The 16422-nt window shown below is 54.1% G+C and carries 13 protein-coding genes and 1 riboswitch; of the genes, 9 read left to right on the forward strand and 4 right to left on the reverse strand.

What is annotated here, in order from left to right:
• Positions 1 to 246: 246 nt before the first annotated feature.
• A complete protein-coding gene (lysC, locus tag AC07U6_RS08250; protein ID WP_494764153.1) occupies positions 247 to 1599 on the reverse strand; it encodes a lysine-sensitive aspartokinase 3 in 1353 nt (450 codons plus the stop codon).
• Between the two features lie 92 nt (positions 1600 to 1691).
• A riboswitch (Lysine riboswitch) is annotated at positions 1692 to 1884 on the reverse strand.
• Between the two features lie 390 nt (positions 1885 to 2274).
• Here lysC and pgi point away from each other — a divergent pair.
• From pgi to psiE, 9 genes are all read left to right on the forward strand, one after another.
• Positions 2275 to 3918, forward strand: a complete 1644-nt coding sequence (gene pgi / locus AC07U6_RS08255; protein ID WP_494764152.1) for a glucose-6-phosphate isomerase — start codon at positions 2275 to 2277, stop codon at positions 3916 to 3918.
• A 551-nt stretch (positions 3919 to 4469) separates the two neighbouring features.
• Positions 4470 to 4742 carry an exopolysaccharide production protein YjbE gene (yjbE, locus tag AC07U6_RS08260; RefSeq protein ID WP_494764151.1) on the forward strand — a complete coding sequence of 91 codons (273 nt, stop codon included), beginning with the start codon at positions 4470 to 4472 and terminating at the stop codon, positions 4740 to 4742.
• A gap of 75 nt (positions 4743 to 4817) precedes the next feature.
• A complete protein-coding gene (locus tag AC07U6_RS08265; protein ID WP_494764150.1) occupies positions 4818 to 5465 on the forward strand; it encodes a YjbF family lipoprotein in 648 nt (215 codons plus the stop codon).
• Positions 5462 to 6217, forward strand: a complete 756-nt coding sequence (locus tag AC07U6_RS08270; protein ID WP_494764149.1) for a capsule biosynthesis GfcC D2 domain-containing protein — start codon at positions 5462 to 5464, stop codon at positions 6215 to 6217. The genes AC07U6_RS08265 and AC07U6_RS08270 overlap by 4 nt, the downstream gene beginning before the upstream one ends.
• Positions 6217 to 8310: a YjbH domain-containing protein gene (locus AC07U6_RS08275; RefSeq protein WP_494764148.1), complete on the forward strand. Its 2094-nt coding sequence runs from the start codon at positions 6217 to 6219 to the stop codon at positions 8308 to 8310. Before AC07U6_RS08270 ends, AC07U6_RS08275 begins: the two co-directional genes overlap by 1 nt.
• A 202-nt stretch (positions 8311 to 8512) precedes the next feature.
• Positions 8513 to 9376, forward strand: coding sequence for a hypothetical protein (locus tag AC07U6_RS08280; RefSeq protein WP_494764147.1), 864 nt, complete (start codon positions 8513 to 8515; stop codon positions 9374 to 9376).
• A gap of 29 nt (positions 9377 to 9405) precedes the next feature.
• Positions 9406 to 10593, forward strand: coding sequence for a cysteine desulfurase family protein (locus tag AC07U6_RS08285; RefSeq protein WP_494764146.1), 1188 nt, complete (start codon positions 9406 to 9408; stop codon positions 10591 to 10593).
• Positions 10594 to 10669: 76 nt separating this feature from the next.
• Entirely contained in the window at positions 10670 to 12013 is a 1344-nt protein-coding gene (locus tag AC07U6_RS08290) for a pyridoxal phosphate-dependent aminotransferase (RefSeq protein WP_494764145.1), read from the forward strand.
• Positions 12014 to 12112: 99 nt separating this feature from the next.
• Complete coding sequence (gene psiE / locus AC07U6_RS08295; RefSeq protein ID WP_494764144.1) at positions 12113 to 12529, forward strand: phosphate-starvation-inducible protein PsiE; 417 nt, start codon at positions 12113 to 12115, stop codon at positions 12527 to 12529.
• Positions 12530 to 12609: 80 nt separating this feature from the next.
• Here the strand turns inward: psiE and malG are convergent, their stop codons facing one another.
• From malG to malE, 3 genes are read right to left on the reverse strand one after another with little or no spacing between them, the layout of a single operon-like run.
• Entirely contained in the window at positions 12610 to 13500 is an 891-nt protein-coding gene (gene malG, locus AC07U6_RS08300; RefSeq protein WP_494764143.1) for a maltose ABC transporter permease MalG, read from the reverse strand.
• A gap of 8 nt (positions 13501 to 13508) precedes the next feature.
• Positions 13509 to 15041 carry a maltose ABC transporter permease MalF gene (gene malF, locus AC07U6_RS08305; protein ID WP_494764142.1) on the reverse strand — a complete coding sequence of 511 codons (1533 nt, stop codon included), beginning with the start codon at positions 15039 to 15041 and terminating at the stop codon, positions 13509 to 13511.
• 55 nt (positions 15042 to 15096) lie between these two features.
• The gene (gene malE / locus AC07U6_RS08310) at positions 15097 to 16293 is read right to left on the reverse strand and encodes a maltose/maltodextrin ABC transporter substrate-binding protein MalE (protein WP_494764141.1); all 1197 of its coding nucleotides are present in this window, start codon (positions 16291 to 16293) and stop codon (positions 15097 to 15099) included.
• Positions 16294 to 16422 lie beyond the last annotated feature (129 nt).

The following is a 16422-nucleotide window of genomic DNA, read 5'->3' on the forward strand; positions in this document are numbered from 1 at the left end:
AGAAAAGCATCCTTTTAAGCCCTTGATCTCCGCAGCGGCACCAGCGGTTCAGGCCGATTCGGAAACCGGCAGCGATGTTCCGCCAGCCGTCGCTGAAAGGAGGATGGGACGTTTAATGTTGTGTTATTTAACTGAAAATTTGCCATAGCACAGCCGCACTGACCGGAACGAGGAAAATACGACCCGCCGCATCATAGCATCAAAAAAAAGGGGTGTCGGGCCAGCGGCGACTGGCCCGATGAGAGGTTACTCGAACAGGTTGCGGTGCAGCGCCTGCACAACTTGTTCAGCGTCCTGACCCGGCACCAGGAAGCACAGGTTATAGCTGCTGGCGCCGTAGCAGATCAGGCGCAGGCTGAACGGCTCCAGCACGCTGAAAACGTCTTTACCGACGCCGCAGGCTTTGGACAGCTCGTTACCGATAATGGCGACCAGCGCCAGATTCTCTTCCACTTCCACGCGGCACAGCGAGGAAAGCTCGGTCAGCAGCGCCTGCGTCAGCAGGCTGTCGCCGGTTGAAGTAGAACCGGTGGTGTCCAGCGTCAACGCCACGCTCACTTCGGAAGTGGTGATCAGGTCAACGGAAATATTGTGACGCGCCAGAATATTAAACACCTCGGCGAGGAAGCCACGGGCGTGCAGCATATTCAGGCTGGTCAGGGTCAGCAGAGTCTGCTTGCGGCGCAGCGCCAGCGCGCGGAACAGCGGTGGATTTTCGGTTTTATTGCTCACCATGGTGCCGCCCGCAGACGGCTCCTTGCTGGAACCGACAAACACCGGAATATCACTGCGCACCGCAGGCAGCAGCGTGGCCGGATGCAGGATTTTGGCGCCGAAGGTCGCCATCTCGGCGGCTTCTTCAAAGGTAATCACATCGATGCGTTTTGCGGCAGGCACCACGCGCGGATCGGTCGTATAGATGCCCGGAACGTCGGTCCAGATATCCACACGTCCCGCATGCAGCGCTTCGCCCAGTAATGCCGCGGTATAGTCGCTGCCGCCGCGGCCCAGGGTGGTGGTTCGGCCTTTTTCTTCGCTACCGATAAAGCCCTGAGTAACGATCAGCGCTTCGGCAATACGCGGTTTGAGCTGCTCAGCGGCCAGTTCGGCCAGCGTGGCCACGTCCGGTTCGGCACGGCCAAAGCGATCGGTGGTACGCATCACTTTACGCACGTCAAACCATTGCGCGGTAACGTCACGCTCACGCAGAATTTCCACGAACAGCAGGGTAGACATCAGCTCACCGTGGCTGACCAGTTCATCGGTCAGCGCGGCAGAGGTTGCCAGCGCGGCACCTTCGGCCAGCGTGGCAATATTGTCCAGCATGCGGTCGATCTCTTCACGGATCACCTGGTTTTGCTTCAGTTCATCAAGAATGGCGTACTGAATACGACGAATATTGTCCAGCAGGGCGGCACGCTGTTCCAGCGGCTGGCCTTCAGCCAGGGCAACTAAAAGATTGGTTACACCCGCAGATGCGGAAAGGACGACCAGACGGACATCAGGATTGGACAGCACCACATCGGCGCTGCGGTTCATAGCGGCAAAGTCGGCAACGCTGGTGCCACCAAATTTCGCCACGATTAAATTCTGGGACATGACTATGACTACCTCGTGTCAGGTTTTAACTTTCAGCCTTGGCACAAGGAAAGAGCAGAAACGGGTCAGACGTAGAAAGGGACAACTACGAGTCACCCAGAAGCGCTCCACCTTGCGGCACGTTCGACTGCGAACGTTCCAGGTGACAACTCAGAGGATTCAGCCCCTGCAGTCGATATGCCCCACTCCGCGTGGTTAATACCTCGGCGTCGCTCCCCCTGATGTGTAATCAATGGATACGGGTCCTCAAACACACTGCCTGGGCGACGCGCCTCTTCTGGCTTGCGCGCACATGCGCGCGTTATCAGGCGTGTAGAAATATCGGGTTATGGCGCTGGTGTCAACGTCGGGAGGCTGATGATTATTCATTTTCCTTATTACCTCAGTCATATCAATCTTACTAATCATCCGCGGCTAAAAAAGCGCCGCCTGTTGGCACCCTTGATGTTTATAAGCACGGTACGGACTGTAAATTTTTTTCTTTCATCGTCATACTTAAATACTTAGTGTGAATCATCCTCACCGACAGAATGCGAAATAGCGTCCGGGCAAGCCACAGTTTTTCCGCTGTTGATAGCCGAAACCTGTTACAGGAAAAGGGGGGACGATCCCCGCAAACAGGTACGATGTTGTCCGGTCTGATTTACGATTCTTAAATAAAAAGAGTGTGTTGCTATGAAAAATATCAATCCGACACAAACCGCTGCCTGGCAGGAACTGCAGCAGCATTTTGAACAAATGAAAGACGTTCAGATTGCTGACCTTTTCGCCAGGGACAACAACCGGTTTGCCGCGTTCTCCGCGACCTTTGATGACCAGATGCTGGTCGATTTCTCCAAGAACCGCATTACCGCTGAAACGCTCACCAAGCTGCAGGCGCTGGCTAAAGAGACCGAACTGCAGGACGCGATCAAATCGATGTTCTCCGGTGAGAAAATTAACCGCACCGAAGACCGTGCCGTACTGCATGTTGCCCTGCGTAACCGCAGCAACACCCCGATCGTAGTAGATGGCAAAGATGTGATGCCGGAAGTGAATGCGGTGCTGGCGAAGATGAAAAGCTTCTCCGAGCGCATTATCGGCGGCGAGTGGAAAGGTTTTACCGGTAAAGCGATCACCGACGTGGTGAATATCGGCATCGGCGGTTCTGACCTGGGGCCGTTTATGGCGACCGAAGCGCTGCGCCCGTATAAAAATCATCTGAAAATGCACTTCGTTTCCAACGTTGACGGCACGCACATTGCCGAAACGCTGAAAGGCCTGAGCCCGGAAACCACGCTGTTCCTCGTGGCATCTAAAACCTTCACCACCCAGGAAACCATGACCAACGCCCACAGCGCGCGCGACTGGTTCCTGACCTCCGGCGAGCAGGGCGACGTGGCGAAACACTTCGCGGCGCTGTCTACCAATGGTAAAGCCGTGGCGGAGTTCGGTATTGATACCGACAACATGTTTGAGTTCTGGGACTGGGTTGGCGGCCGCTATTCACTGTGGTCGGCGATTGGTCTGTCGATCGTACTGTCCATCGGCTTCGATAACTTTGAGAAGCTGTTAAGCGGTGCGCACGCTATGGACCGCCACTTCGCCGATACGCCAGTGGAGAAGAACTTGCCGGTGCTGCTGGCGCTGATCGGTATCTGGTACAACAACTTCTTCGGTGCCGAAACCGAAGCGATTCTGCCGTATGACCAGTATATGCACCGTTTTGCTGCCTACTTCCAGCAGGGCAATATGGAGTCTAACGGTAAGTACGTTGACCGTAGCGGCAATCCTGTTTCCTACCAGACCGGTCCGATTATCTGGGGTGAGCCGGGTACTAACGGCCAGCATGCTTTCTACCAGCTGATTCACCAGGGCACCAAGATCGTGCCATGCGACTTTATCGCCCCGGCGATCTCACACAACAAACTGGGCGATCACCACAGCAAGCTGCTGTCTAACTTCTTCGCACAGACCGAAGCGCTGGCGTTTGGTAAGTCGCGTGATGTGGTGGAGAAAGAGTTTGCCGATGCCGGTAAAGCCGCCAGCGCCGTAGAGCATGTGGTTCCGTTCAAGGTGTTTGAAGGCAATCGCCCAACCAACTCCATCCTGCTGCGCGAAATCACCCCGTACAGCCTGGGTGCGTTGATTGCGCTATATGAGCACAAAATCTTTACTCAGGGCGCCATCCTGAATATCTTCAGCTTCGATCAGTGGGGTGTGGAGTTGGGTAAACAGCTGGCTAACCGTATTCTGCCAGAGCTCGAAGATGGTAAAGACGTCAACAGCCACGACAGTTCGACCAATGGTCTGATTAACCGCTATAAATCCTGGCGTTAATTATTCCTCCTGCGAGCTGAAACCCCCGATCGTTCGGGGGTTTTTTATTGTTTATCGCCGGCCAGCTCTGTCCCGTCATTATTGCCGCACCTACCCGGAACGCCGACAACCTCGACTTTTGCCTCTCATCTACTCTGAGGTTTTTCCTGAAAATACTGAAAGTTCATCTTTAGTTGGTGAGATTAATCCTAAAAAAGTCGTGCCAAAATCTATTACTTCGCTGAATTTCATAAGAAAAAAATGGCAATAACGCCATGATTTCAAACATTTTTGTTTCTATTTGTCGTGTTTGAAAATACGATATTACACTATGCCCGTGTTTTAACGGCATAATGCTGATTTTTAGTGAAAACCAGAATTATATTCTGTGGTATGTGTTTTATGGCGTTTTATATAATTGAAAATATCTTTTTAATTGTAATTCAAGTGTAAAAAACTATTTTTTCAATACCTGGAAGGGGCGCTGATTTCTGGGAGTTATTTCCCCATAATGAAGATGCCAGGAACCATCCAGGCCCTGGTGTCCATTCATACTGTGAAGGGAAAGTGTAATGAAAAAAGTCTTATGTGCTACTGCAGCCATACTGTACTTAGCAACTGCTTCAGCTGCCTTCGCCGCTCCTGGCGATGTAGCTGGCTCTTCTGCTAATACTGACGGCACTGCCGCAGGTACTGAAGCTGCTGCACTGTCTGCGGGCACGTCAACTGCCATCGGTATCGGTGCGGTTGCGGCGCTTGCAGGTATTGCGCTGGCTACGTCAGGCGGCGGCGATGGTTCCAACACCGGAACCACGACCACCACGACCACCAGCACCACCCGCTAAGTACTAACATTAAACATAACCACACGAAAGTGTGGTTATTTTCAGATTGAATTCTTTAGCTCAGGGATCCCACTGGTGCGAAACCTACCATTGCTGCTGCTTTGCCTGTTACTTCAGGCCTGTACACAAACCCAAAAGGGCTTGAGTGAAACCATTAAGCTGGCTGTTCTTGGCCAGGACGACATTGAGTTAACCAACCAACAGATCGCCAATATTCCTTACGCCAGCATGTATCTGCGCCTTGACGGCGGCCAGCAGATCTTCGTGGTGATGGGCTTTAACGAGGATGGTCAGCAGAAATGGATCACCCAGGATCGCGCAACGGTAGTGACGCAATCCGGTCGCCTGGTGAAAACCCTCGGCCTGGCGGATAACCTCAATGAGGTGACCAATCTGCAACAGGACCCGCTGCGTGCTGCGCTGCGCCTGACGGATGGGTCGAGCTGGACACGTGTGCTTAGCTGGACGGAAAGAGGCCAGCTGCGGACCGGCACTGCGGTCTCCCACTTTACCCGCCTCAAAGATGAAGTGCTGCAGCTGGGCGGTCGTCAGGTTGCCTGCCGCGTCTGGCAGGAAGAAGTCGAGCTGACGGAGAGTGGTAAAACCTGGCGTAATACCTTCTGGGTGGATACTTCCAGCGGACAGGTCCGCCAGGCTGTACAAATGTTGGGAGCGGACTACTTCCCTGTGGCAACCACTATTCTGAAGCCTGCGAAATCATGAAAAAAATCACAACTCTTCTCGCAGGGATAGTGGCATCGCTGTCGCTGCAGGCTCTGGCGGACAGCGAGGTCACGGTGTTTTACCCGGGGCAGTCGCAAACTGCCGTCGTCAGCCACGTGGAAAATCTGGCACAGCTGGTATCCAGCCCGGCGCTGCAGGGAAAAACCTGGTGGCCCGGTACGGTGATCGGTGAAAAGCTGGCCACGGCGGTGGCGCTTCGTCAGCAGCAGGACGTCGTCACCCGCCTACAGGTGTGGCGCGATAACCTGCGCAGCGATAACGATCTCGCCGAAGCCGCGGTAGTTGAAAATGTGCGCCAGCAGATTGCTTCGCTGAAGGTGACCGGCCGCCAGCTGGTCAATCTTGACCCTGACTGGGTGCGCACCCAACCACAGGCCAATCGCCGCCTGGTAGGGGAATACAGCGTCTATACCGTGGCTAAACCGACCTCTGTCAGACTGGCCGGCGCCGTTGATGGTGCGGGCACCACGCCGTGGGTGGCCGGACGCCCGGTGGCGGATTACCTCGAATCGCGTGCCCACCAGAGCGGTGCAGAGCGCAATGTGGCGCTGGTGATATCACCTTTGGGCGAGGTGACCGAGGTTCCTGTTGCCTACTGGAATCGCCGCCACGTCGAGCTGGAGGCAGGCAGCACTATCTTTATTGGTTTCTCATCCTGGGCGCTGCCGAGCGACCTTGCCGACCTTAACCAGCAGATCGTTTCTGTTTTGACGCACCGGACCCCTGACTGATGAAAAAACGTTATCTTCTCAGCCTGCTTTCATTTTCCATCGCCTGTGCCTGCCAGGTTCAGGCGGCTTCCTATCCCGAACCGATCGGACCTTCACAGTCCGACTTCGGCGGTATTGGCCTGCTGCAGGTGCCGACGGCGCGTATGGCCAAAGAGGGCGAGTTCAGCCTGAACTATCGCTACAACGACCAGTACCGCTTTTACTCCACTTCACTACAGCTGTTCCCGTGGCTGGAAACAACGATCCGCTATACCGACGTCCGTACCCGTAAGTACAGCTCGTACGAAGACTTCAGTGGCAATCAAACCTATAAAGATAAAGCCTTCGATCTGAAGCTGCGCCTGTGGGAAGAGGGATTCTGGCTGCCGGAAGTGTCAGTGGGTAAACGCGATATCGGTGGTACCGGCCTGTTCGACAGCGAATACGTGGTGGGTACCAAGGCCTGGGGACCGTTTGACTTCACCCTGGGCGTCGGCTGGGGCTACCTCGGCAACAGCGGCAACGTGACTAACCCGTTCTGTAAAGCCAGTGAAAAATACTGCTACCGCTCCGACGGCAATCATACGCCGGGCGCGTTAAGCCTGGGCGATTCCTTTAAGGGCCCGATGGCGGTATTCGGCGGGATTGAATACCAGACCCCGTGGCAGCCGCTGCGTCTGAAAATGGAGTATGAAGGTAACGACTATCAGGGCGATTTTGCCGGCAGGCTGGAACAGAAAAGCAAGGTTAACGTCGGTGCCATCTACCGGATTACCAACTGGGCAGACGTTAACGTCAGCTACGAGCGCGGTAATACCGTTATGGCCGGCTTCACCCTGCGTACCAACTTTAACGAGCTGACCCAGCCGCACCTTGATACGCCGAAGAAAGCTTACGAGCCACAGCCGCAGGGCCGCTTCCTCGACTCAACGGTGACCGCCAGTCAGCTGACCGACCTGAAGTACAATGCCGGCTTTGAAGCGCCGCATATTCAGCTGAAGGGCGACACGCTGTACGCCAGCGGCGAGCAGACCAAGTACCGTGATAACCAGGAAGCAATCGAGCGCGCCAACGTTATCCTGGCCAATCATCTGCCGAAAGGCGTGAAAACCATTGAGCTGACCGAACAGCGCCATCATATGCCGCAGGTGACCACCAAAACCGACGTGGCCAGCCTGCAGCGCCAGCTGGAAGGCTACCCGCTGGGGCGTGAAGAGACGCTGCAGCAGGAGCGAATCAACCCGGTTGCACCAGAACGTACCGAGCAGGGCTACTTTATCGATGGTCGTCGCTTCGACTACAGCCTGTCGCCGGTGCTTAACCAGTCGTTCGGTGGTCCGGAAAGTTTCTACATGTACCAGATCGGGGTCTCTGCCGGTGCCAATCTGTGGCTGACGGATCACCTGCTGCTCGACGGTAGCCTGTTCTTTAACGTGGCGAACAACTACAACAAATTCAACTACACCAACTCACCGGGTAATTCGCCGCTGCCACGTGTACGAACCCACATCCGTCAGTACGTTGAAAATGACGTTTATGTGAACAACCTGCAGGCGAACTACATGCACTACCTGGGCGGTGATTTCTACGGCCAGGTGTACGGTGGTTATCTGGAAACCATGTACGGCGGTGCCGGTGGTGAGCTGCTGTATCGTCCTCTGGACTCCAGCTGGGCAGTGGGGCTGGACGCTAACTACGTTAAACAGCGTGACTGGGACAACATGATGAAGTTCACCGACTATCATGCGAAAGTCGGTAACCTCACCGTCTACTGGCAGCCGACGTTTATGGATCAGGTGCTGGTGAAAGCCAGCGTCGGCCAGTACCTCGCCGAGGATAAAGGCGTAACGCTGGATGTTTCCAAACAGTTCGACAGCGGTGTCAGAGCGGGCGTCTACGCCACCAAGACCAACGTATCGTCAGAAGACTACGGCGAGGGTGACTTCACCAAGGGCTTCTACATCTCGGTGCCGATGGATCTGTTCAGCATCCGTCCAACCCGCAGCCGTGCCAATATCAACTGGACACCGTTGACGCGTGACGGCGGCCAGCAGCTGGGACGTAAGTACGAGCTGTACGATATGACCACCGATCGCGATCGCAACTTCCACTAGTTGCAATCGCTGTCGCTAAAGGGCCGTTAACCGGCCCTTTTTTTTTATTTAGAATTACCCTGGGAATTGGATTTAGTCCTATAGACCCTCCCCTTAGGGGAAGGCCTATATTGCTAATAAATCCGTCATGGATTTTATAAGCTGAAATAAATGAATGGAATCATTGTTTCCAATATTAATATTTTTAATAAAGGTAATTGCCATGAAATTAACTGAAGCTGACCTCGGGAACGTGGGGAAACAGTTGATTGATATTATCAATCGTGATGTCATCACTCAGATTCCAGAAATACCTCTTTTTTATCTTGAAGGTGGTCACTTTGATCCCCGCTATAGCCTGACTGATTTTTCAACAAACTCACTGGAACTGGCCATTGATATTGCTAATAATATTATTATTAAGCATAAAAAGGACATTAAAGTTGCCCTGGGTATATTAATCGATGACTTAGGTTTACAGTGCGGAGCGGAGGTGTGTGAAATATCTAGCCTGCCGTCTGACAGCGATGCTGAACAGCGTTTAGCCGGTGAACTTCCCGCTGGAATTGAAAAGATTCTCGCCGCAAGTAGAATAGTTAAGCGCGATCGCCTGTTTGTACAGGGAGAACGGACCTGCAAAAATCGCGGGATACAGTCATTACGAAAAATTCTTGTACAGCACCAGCACTCTTCTTTCGCGCATCTTGATATCGAAAAAAATAATCATTCCGAGAATATTTATTTTATTAATGAGAATAATCAACGGGTGCTGCTGGCAGAATCAAAGTCCAAAGACACCTGGATAGCTAAATGCCCTGTAATTATGGCGCAACACTATAGCGATATTTACCATAAGGTTATTAGTCAAAATCCTCAGGTCCATTCTGTGCATATTATCGATTTTTCCGAAACGGATGACTATAATAAAGTAATTAATGGTGCCAGCGTGGCGACAAAAATATTTCTGCACCCTGAAAACAATTCCCTGAAAGATGTAAAAATCACCAATGTATTTCTCTCTCCGTTTGATGAAGATGATTTTATTATTCACACCATATCAAATGCCATGACAGTGGCCGCATTATAATTAATTTTATAATCCCGTGGAGAGAAATAATGAGAACAACAAAGAAAACACCCGTCTACCTTGACTACAATGCAACAACGCCCTGCGATCCTGAGGTCGTCAAAGAGATGCTGCCGTATTTCTCCGGCAATTTTGGTAATGCAGCCAGCCTGTCCAGCTACCATGGTTTCAAAGCGCATCAGGCGGTAGAGAAAAGCCGCGATCGAATCGCCGCGCTGCTGGGTGCAGAGAGCAGCGAAATCATCTTCACCTCCGGCGCAACCGAGAGTAACAATCTGGCGCTGCGTAGCGTGTACAGCGCGTTGAGTGAGCAGGGAAACCACATCATTTCCTCCTCTATTGAGCACCCCGCTGTGCTGGCAACGCTGAAAGATCTGGAGAAGCAGGGTGCCCGAGTCTCCCTCATTCCGCCGTTGCCGAACGGCAGTTTTGATATCGAGGTGATGCGGGCGCTGATTTCGCCCGAAACCATTCTGATTTGCGTGATGTATGCCAATAATGAAACCGGAGTAATCAACCCGGTTGAAGAGATATCAGCAGTGGCCAGGCAACATAATATCCTGTTTATGTCAGATGCAACTCAGGCAATAGGTAAGTTACCGATCAATCTGAAAAATATCCCTGTTGATATCATGACCGGATCGGCACATAAAATTTATGGTCCGAAGGGCGTTGGTCTGTTTTATCTGCGCCACAGCCATGGCAAAAAGGTGGTAGATATTCAGCCACAGATTACCGGCGGGCACGGCGAGCAGGGGATGCGTGGCGGCACGCTGAATGTGACGGGTATTGTAGGTTTTGGTAAGGCCGCCGAGCTGGCCGCGCAGGAGCTTGAACAAGGGCTGATGACGACAGTACGGCAAAGAGATCGCCTGGAAAACGCCCTGCTGGCGCTGGGTCATATTCAGGTTAACGGGGCAGGTAGCCAACGCCTGGCACACGTTTCCAACCTCTCTTTTCGCCACGTTGACGGCGGCAAGCTCCTTAAGCTGTTAAAAAACACGCTGACGATCAGCACGGGCTCTGCCTGTACCTCCAGCAGCCTGGCTCCCAGCCATGTATTAAAAGCATTGGGATTATCTGACGAGCTGGCGCAATCCACCGTGCGTTTCAGCCTCGGTCGCGAAACATCCGATGAGGAAATCGACTTCGCCATCGCTGAGGTCTGCCGAGCGATTGCGCTTATCGAGACTGTTTCGGCACACAACCCGGCCTGATGCTGATTTCGTGTTTTTCTCGCCGCACCTCATCCCGTGCAGGGATTGAACGTTAATCTTACTGAGTACAATTTTTATGTCCTCGAATGCCGCACTAAACGAAGCAGGAACACCGGACGCGCAGATTTCGCCGCTGAATAAACATCCTGCACCACCTCCACGCCTTTCCCGGGTCGCTGAACGGCTTGATTATTCAGATATTATTAAGCTGGCCTCTTATGTTCAGCAGCAGACCTCTGCGGGTAAGGAAATTTGCGATCTGATTATTGGTGATTTCGATACGCAGCTTTTTCCGCTGCCCACAACACTGAAACAGGGGATACATCAGGCTTATGACGCTTTCCAAAATGACTACCCACCGTTAGAGGGCGTGCTGCCGCTGCGCGAAGCGATTGCCCGACTGGCTAATATGCACTTCAGCTGCGACTACGATCCCGCCAATGAAATTGTGATTTCAGGCGGATCGCGTCCGCTGCTCTACATTGCATTACTGGTGCTGGTCGATTCGGGTGATAAGGTTATTTACCCTGCACCTTCGTGGAATAATGTTTACTACGCAACGCTGTGCGGTGCGCAGGGAATTGCGGTGGAAACCCACCAGGAAAATCAGTTTCTCCCCACCGCCGCTGAGCTTGCCCCGTATATCAGCGATGCGCGTGTGATTTCACTCTGCTCACCACAAAATCCGCCGGGCACAATGTTTACTCGTGAGGCGCTGGAAGCGATTTGCGATCTGGTGCTGGAGGAAAATGACCGTCGGCGGAGTAACAAGCAAAAACCGCTGTTTATCATCTTCGATCAGGTTTACTGGATGCTCACCTATCAGGCGTTGCAGCATCACCATCCGGTTGAACTTCGACCCGAACTGAAGCCGTATACGGTCGTGGTTGACGGCGGCTCAAAAGCCTTTGCTGCCACTGGTGTCAGAGTAGGCTGGGGGATGGGGCCGGCAGATGTTATCGACAGAATCACGCTGATGATTGAGCATATTGGTGCCATCGCACCTAAAGCAGAACAGCTGGCTACGGCGGCGCTGCTCAGCGATCACCAGAGGTTGTTCGAGCATCTTGATGTCTTCAAAACGCGAATTCTACAGTCGTTGCAGCTGCTACATCAGGGGGTGCAGCAGTTAAAAAACGCAGGGCTACCGGTTGATTCGATCGAGCCGATGGGGGGTATTTACTTATCCATTCAGTTCAATTTGACAGGAAAAGTGACCCCGCAGGGGGGCGTGCTGGACAGCGCTGCAGCAATAAGTCGCTATCTGATTGATGAGGCGGGTTTTGCTCTGGTGCCGTTTAGCTTCTTCGGCATGTCGGGGCAGATCTGCTGGTTTCGCGCCGCCGTCTGCGCTGTGCTCCCCGAGCAGATTGAGAGCGCTTTACCCAGATTGCGACGTGCCATCGCGGCGCTGAAATAGGGTAATCCAGAACCCTTCATCTTGTGATCTGCGTCACACTAACGCATAGTGTTATCTGTCGGGATACCTGACAGATAACAACTATTTAGAGGTGTGAACATGACTCCCCCCGTACGCAATACTCCGGCCACCCGCCTGGCCTTTGCCCTGCAGATGTTGCTGAACGCCGGCCTGATTGCGCTGGCCGTTATCCTGGTGATCTTCCTCGGTAAGGAGACGATTCATCTGGCGAACGTTCTGCTGAACACCGGGGAACAGACGTCGTCGTATCTGCTGATAGAAGGCATCGTGATCTATTTTCTCTATTTTGAGTTTATCGCGCTGATCGTGAAGTACTTCCAGTCGGGTTATCACTTTCCGCTGCGCTACTTTGTCTACATCGGCATTACTGCGATTATCCGCCTGATCATCGTTGACCATAAAAACCCGTTTGATACCCTGGCCTACTGCCTGGCGATTCTGATTCTGGTGATCACCCTGTGGCTGGCGAACAGCAATCGCCTGAAGCGCGAATAAAAAAAAACAGGCGGCCACAAGGCCGCCTGAAACACAGGATATAACGAAGCAAGAACAGCAGCAGTGGCAAATAAATCAGACTAGCCCTTCACGCCTCCGGCGGTTAAGCCGTTAACCAGCCAGCGCTGAGCGATAATAAACACCAGGGTAATCGGCAGCGCCGACAGCACGGCAGCTGCGGCAAAATCGCCCCATAAATAGTTCTGCGGGTTGAGATACTGCTGCATCCCCACCGCCAGCGTGTAGCTGTTAACGTCGCGCAGCAGCAGCGAAGCCACCGGTACTTCGGTAACGGCCGCAATAAATGACAGAATAAATACTACCGCCAGAATCGGCACCGACAGCGGCAGCAGGATTAGACGGAACGCCTGCCACGGCGTGGCACCGTCCAGCGCAGCAGCTTCTTCCAGCGAACCGTCAATCGTTTCGAAATAGCCTTTAATCGTCCACACGTGCAGCGCAATCCCGCCGAGGTAGGCGAAGATCAGACCCGCATGGGTATTCAGCCCGATAAACGGCAGATACTGTCCCAGCCTGTCGAACAGCGCATAGAGCGCTACCAGCGACAGCACCGCCGGAAACATCTGGAAAATCAGCATTCCTTTCAGCAGGCTGGATTTGCCGCGAAAGCGCATACGGGCAAAGGCGTAGGCGCAGGTCGTAGAGAGGGCAACGATGCCCACTGCGCTGATGGCTGCCACCTTGATTGAATTCCACAGCCACAGCAGCACCGGGAACGGCGGCGGCGTCACGTTACCGTTTTCATGGACCACCGGGATGCCGAGCGCCAGCTTCCAGTGATCCCAGGAAATATGCTCCGGCAGCAGCGAGCCGATCGCGTAATTCCCCGGGCGAAGCGAGATGGCCAGCACCATCAGCAGCGGATACATAATGATGGCCACAAAGCCCAGCAGCAGCAGATGGCTCAGCAGCAGGCGCAGTTTCTGCGATTTCGGTTGTACGATAGCCATGTCTTACCTCAGTCAACTTTGATGCGGGTGGCTTTGAGATTCAGTACCGCCAGTCCGCCTACCAGCAGGAAAATCAGCGTGGCAATCGCCGCCGCCAGGCCGAAGTCCTGCCCGCCGCCGCCCTCAAAGGCGATACGCCAGGTATAGCTGACCAGCAGGTCGGTATAGCCCGCCGGCGTGGTGGTGCCAAGACGGTCCGGTCCACCGTTGGTCAGCAGCTGGATCAGGACAAAGTTATTAAAGTTAAACGCAAAGCTGGCAATCATCAGCGGCGCCAGCGGCTTCAGCAGCAGCGGCAGCGTGATGCGGAAGAAATTCTGCACGGTGGTGGCACCGTCCAGCGCCGAGGCCTCATACAGATCGTCCGGTATCGCCTTCAGCAGCCCCATACAGAGGATCATCATGTAGGGATAGCCGAGCCAGGTATTGACCACCACCAGCATGCTGCGTGCCAGCGTCGGGTCGCTGAACCAGGCCGGCTTCAAGCCAAACAGGGCGTTGAGCATGATATTGATTTCGCCGAAGCTTTGGTTAAACAGCCCCTTGAAAATCAGGATAGAGATAAAGGCCGGCACCGCGTAGGGCAGGATCAGCAGCAGGCGATATACCGCACGCCCCTTCAATGCCTCCCACTGCATCAGACAGGCCAGCACCATCCCGACAGCCGTGGTCAGGATCACCGTCAGCAGCGCGAACACCACCGTCCAGATAAAGATACCGATAAAGGGTTTCTGGATGCCGTCGTCGGTCATCACCCGCAGGAAGTTTTTCCAGCCAATGCTCACCGTGTAGCCGGGGCTGAGCCGATCGCCGCTCCACAGCTGGTTAGCATCCTTTGCCTGATAGAAACCAACCTCATCGTTCGGCCAGTAAACCGTGCCGGTTTGCTGATTGGCCAGGCTGCCATCCGCCGCCAGCTTATACAGCGGCTGCGTCCCGGAGAACTGGCGCAGCGAGCTCATCCGCACGCTGCTACCGTCGGGCAGGGTGGCGGTAATCAGCCCCAGCGCCTGGCGGTTTTGCGTTACCACGCGCAGCATGGCGCGCTCGCCCTGCGGGGTTTCCGCGCTCTCTTTCAGCGTCAGGGTTTGTGGCGTTTTATCATCAAAGCTAAACGGCTCTGAGAGGTAGCCAGGCTTGCCGTCGGCGGTCAGCTGCAACACCCACTGATTGCCCTGCGGCCACAGATTGAAGTTATAGCGCTCTCCCGCCTGATACTGGCGGTCCAGCAGCACCGTCTGCGCCCGTTCAAAGGTCAGCTGGTTGGTACTGCTGTAGTTGGTAAAGGAGATGGCGATGGTCGCCGCCAGCGGGAAGAGGACAAACAGCGCCATGCCCGCCAGTCCCGGATAGACATAACGCCAGGCGCTGGCCCGACGCTGAGCAAAAATCACCAGCCCAACGCTGAGAACAATCAGCGTTAGCGCGGCGAACAACACTTCACCCTGCGCATACATCAGCACCACGAGGTAGCCGGTAAACAGCGCAAACAGGGTAACGATCAGCCACTTCAGGCCATGCTTACCGGCAACGTTCGCCATAAAAATTCCTTACAGCAGCGGCGGGCGTTTCCGCCCGCCTGGCAGACAACGGGGATTATTTAGTAATACGCGCCTGGGCATCTTTCAGCGCGGCATCGACCGTCTGACGGCCGTTGATGGCGTTCAGCACCGCGGTGCGTTCTGCATACCAGAAGGCGCTCATCTGCGGCACGTTTGGCATCACTTCACCCTTCTGCGAGTTCTCCATGGTGGCGGCAATTTTCGGATCTTTTGCCAGCTTCTCCTGCATCGACTTCAGCGCCACTGCGCCCAGCGGTTTATCGGCATTGACTTTCGCCAGACCGTCATCGGTCAGCAGGTAGTTTTCCAGGAACTCTTTCGCCAGCTCTTTATTTGGACTCGCGGCATTAATGCCCGCGCTCAGCACGCCGACGAACGGTTTCGACGGCTGGCCTTTAAAGGTCGGCAGCAGGGCCACGCCGTAGTTAATTTTCGCGCTGTCGATGTTGCCCCATGCCCACGGACCGTTGATGGTCATCGCGGTTTCGCCCTTATTAAAGGCCGCTTCGGCAATGGCAAAGTCGGTATCGGCATTCAGATGCTTGTTCTTAATCAGATCGACGAGGAACTGTAACCCTTCCTGCGAGCCTTTGTTCGCCACGCCAACATCTTTCAGGTCATAGCTGCCGTCGGCGAGTTTCTTAAAGGCGTAACCGCCGTTAGCGGCGGTGAGCGGCCAGGTGAAGTACGGCTCCTGGAGGTTAAACATGATGGCGCTTTTGCCTTTGGCCTTCAGCTTTTTATCCAGCGCCGGGATCTCTTCCCAGGTTTTTGGCGGCTCAGGCAGCAGGTCCTTGTTGTAAATCAGCGACAGCGCTTCAGCGGCGATCGGATAACCAATCAGCTTGCCGTTATAGCGTACGGCGTCCCAGGTGAAGGGATAGAGCTTGTCCTGGAAGGCTTTATCCGGGGACACTTCGGCCAGCAGACCGGACTGGGCATAGCCGCCGAAGCGATCGTGCGCCCAGAAAATGATATCCGGGCCGTCACCGGTGGCCGCCACCTGCGGGTATTTCTCTTCCAGTTTGTCCGGATGTTCTACCGACACTTTAATGCCGGTATCCTGCTCAAATTTCTTACCGACTTCCGCCAGGCCGTTATAACCCTTGTCGCCGTTGATCCAGATAACCAGCTTGCCTTCTTCTATTTTTGCCTGCGCCAGCGCAGGGAGCAACAGGCTGGAAAGGGTACACAGCAGCAGTGTTTTACTCGCTAATCTGAACTTCGCCATTATTCGTTCCTCTAAGGGTATGAAGCCGGGATGCGGTTGCAGTCTGCTGTTAAGCAAGGAGAACTGCGTCATCCCCGGCTCTACTCCCCCCAATCACTTTCTGTGATCGAATTAACAAAAAATCCATTT

This window comes from Erwinia sp. GW821-FHT03D09, from assembly GCF_059420805.1.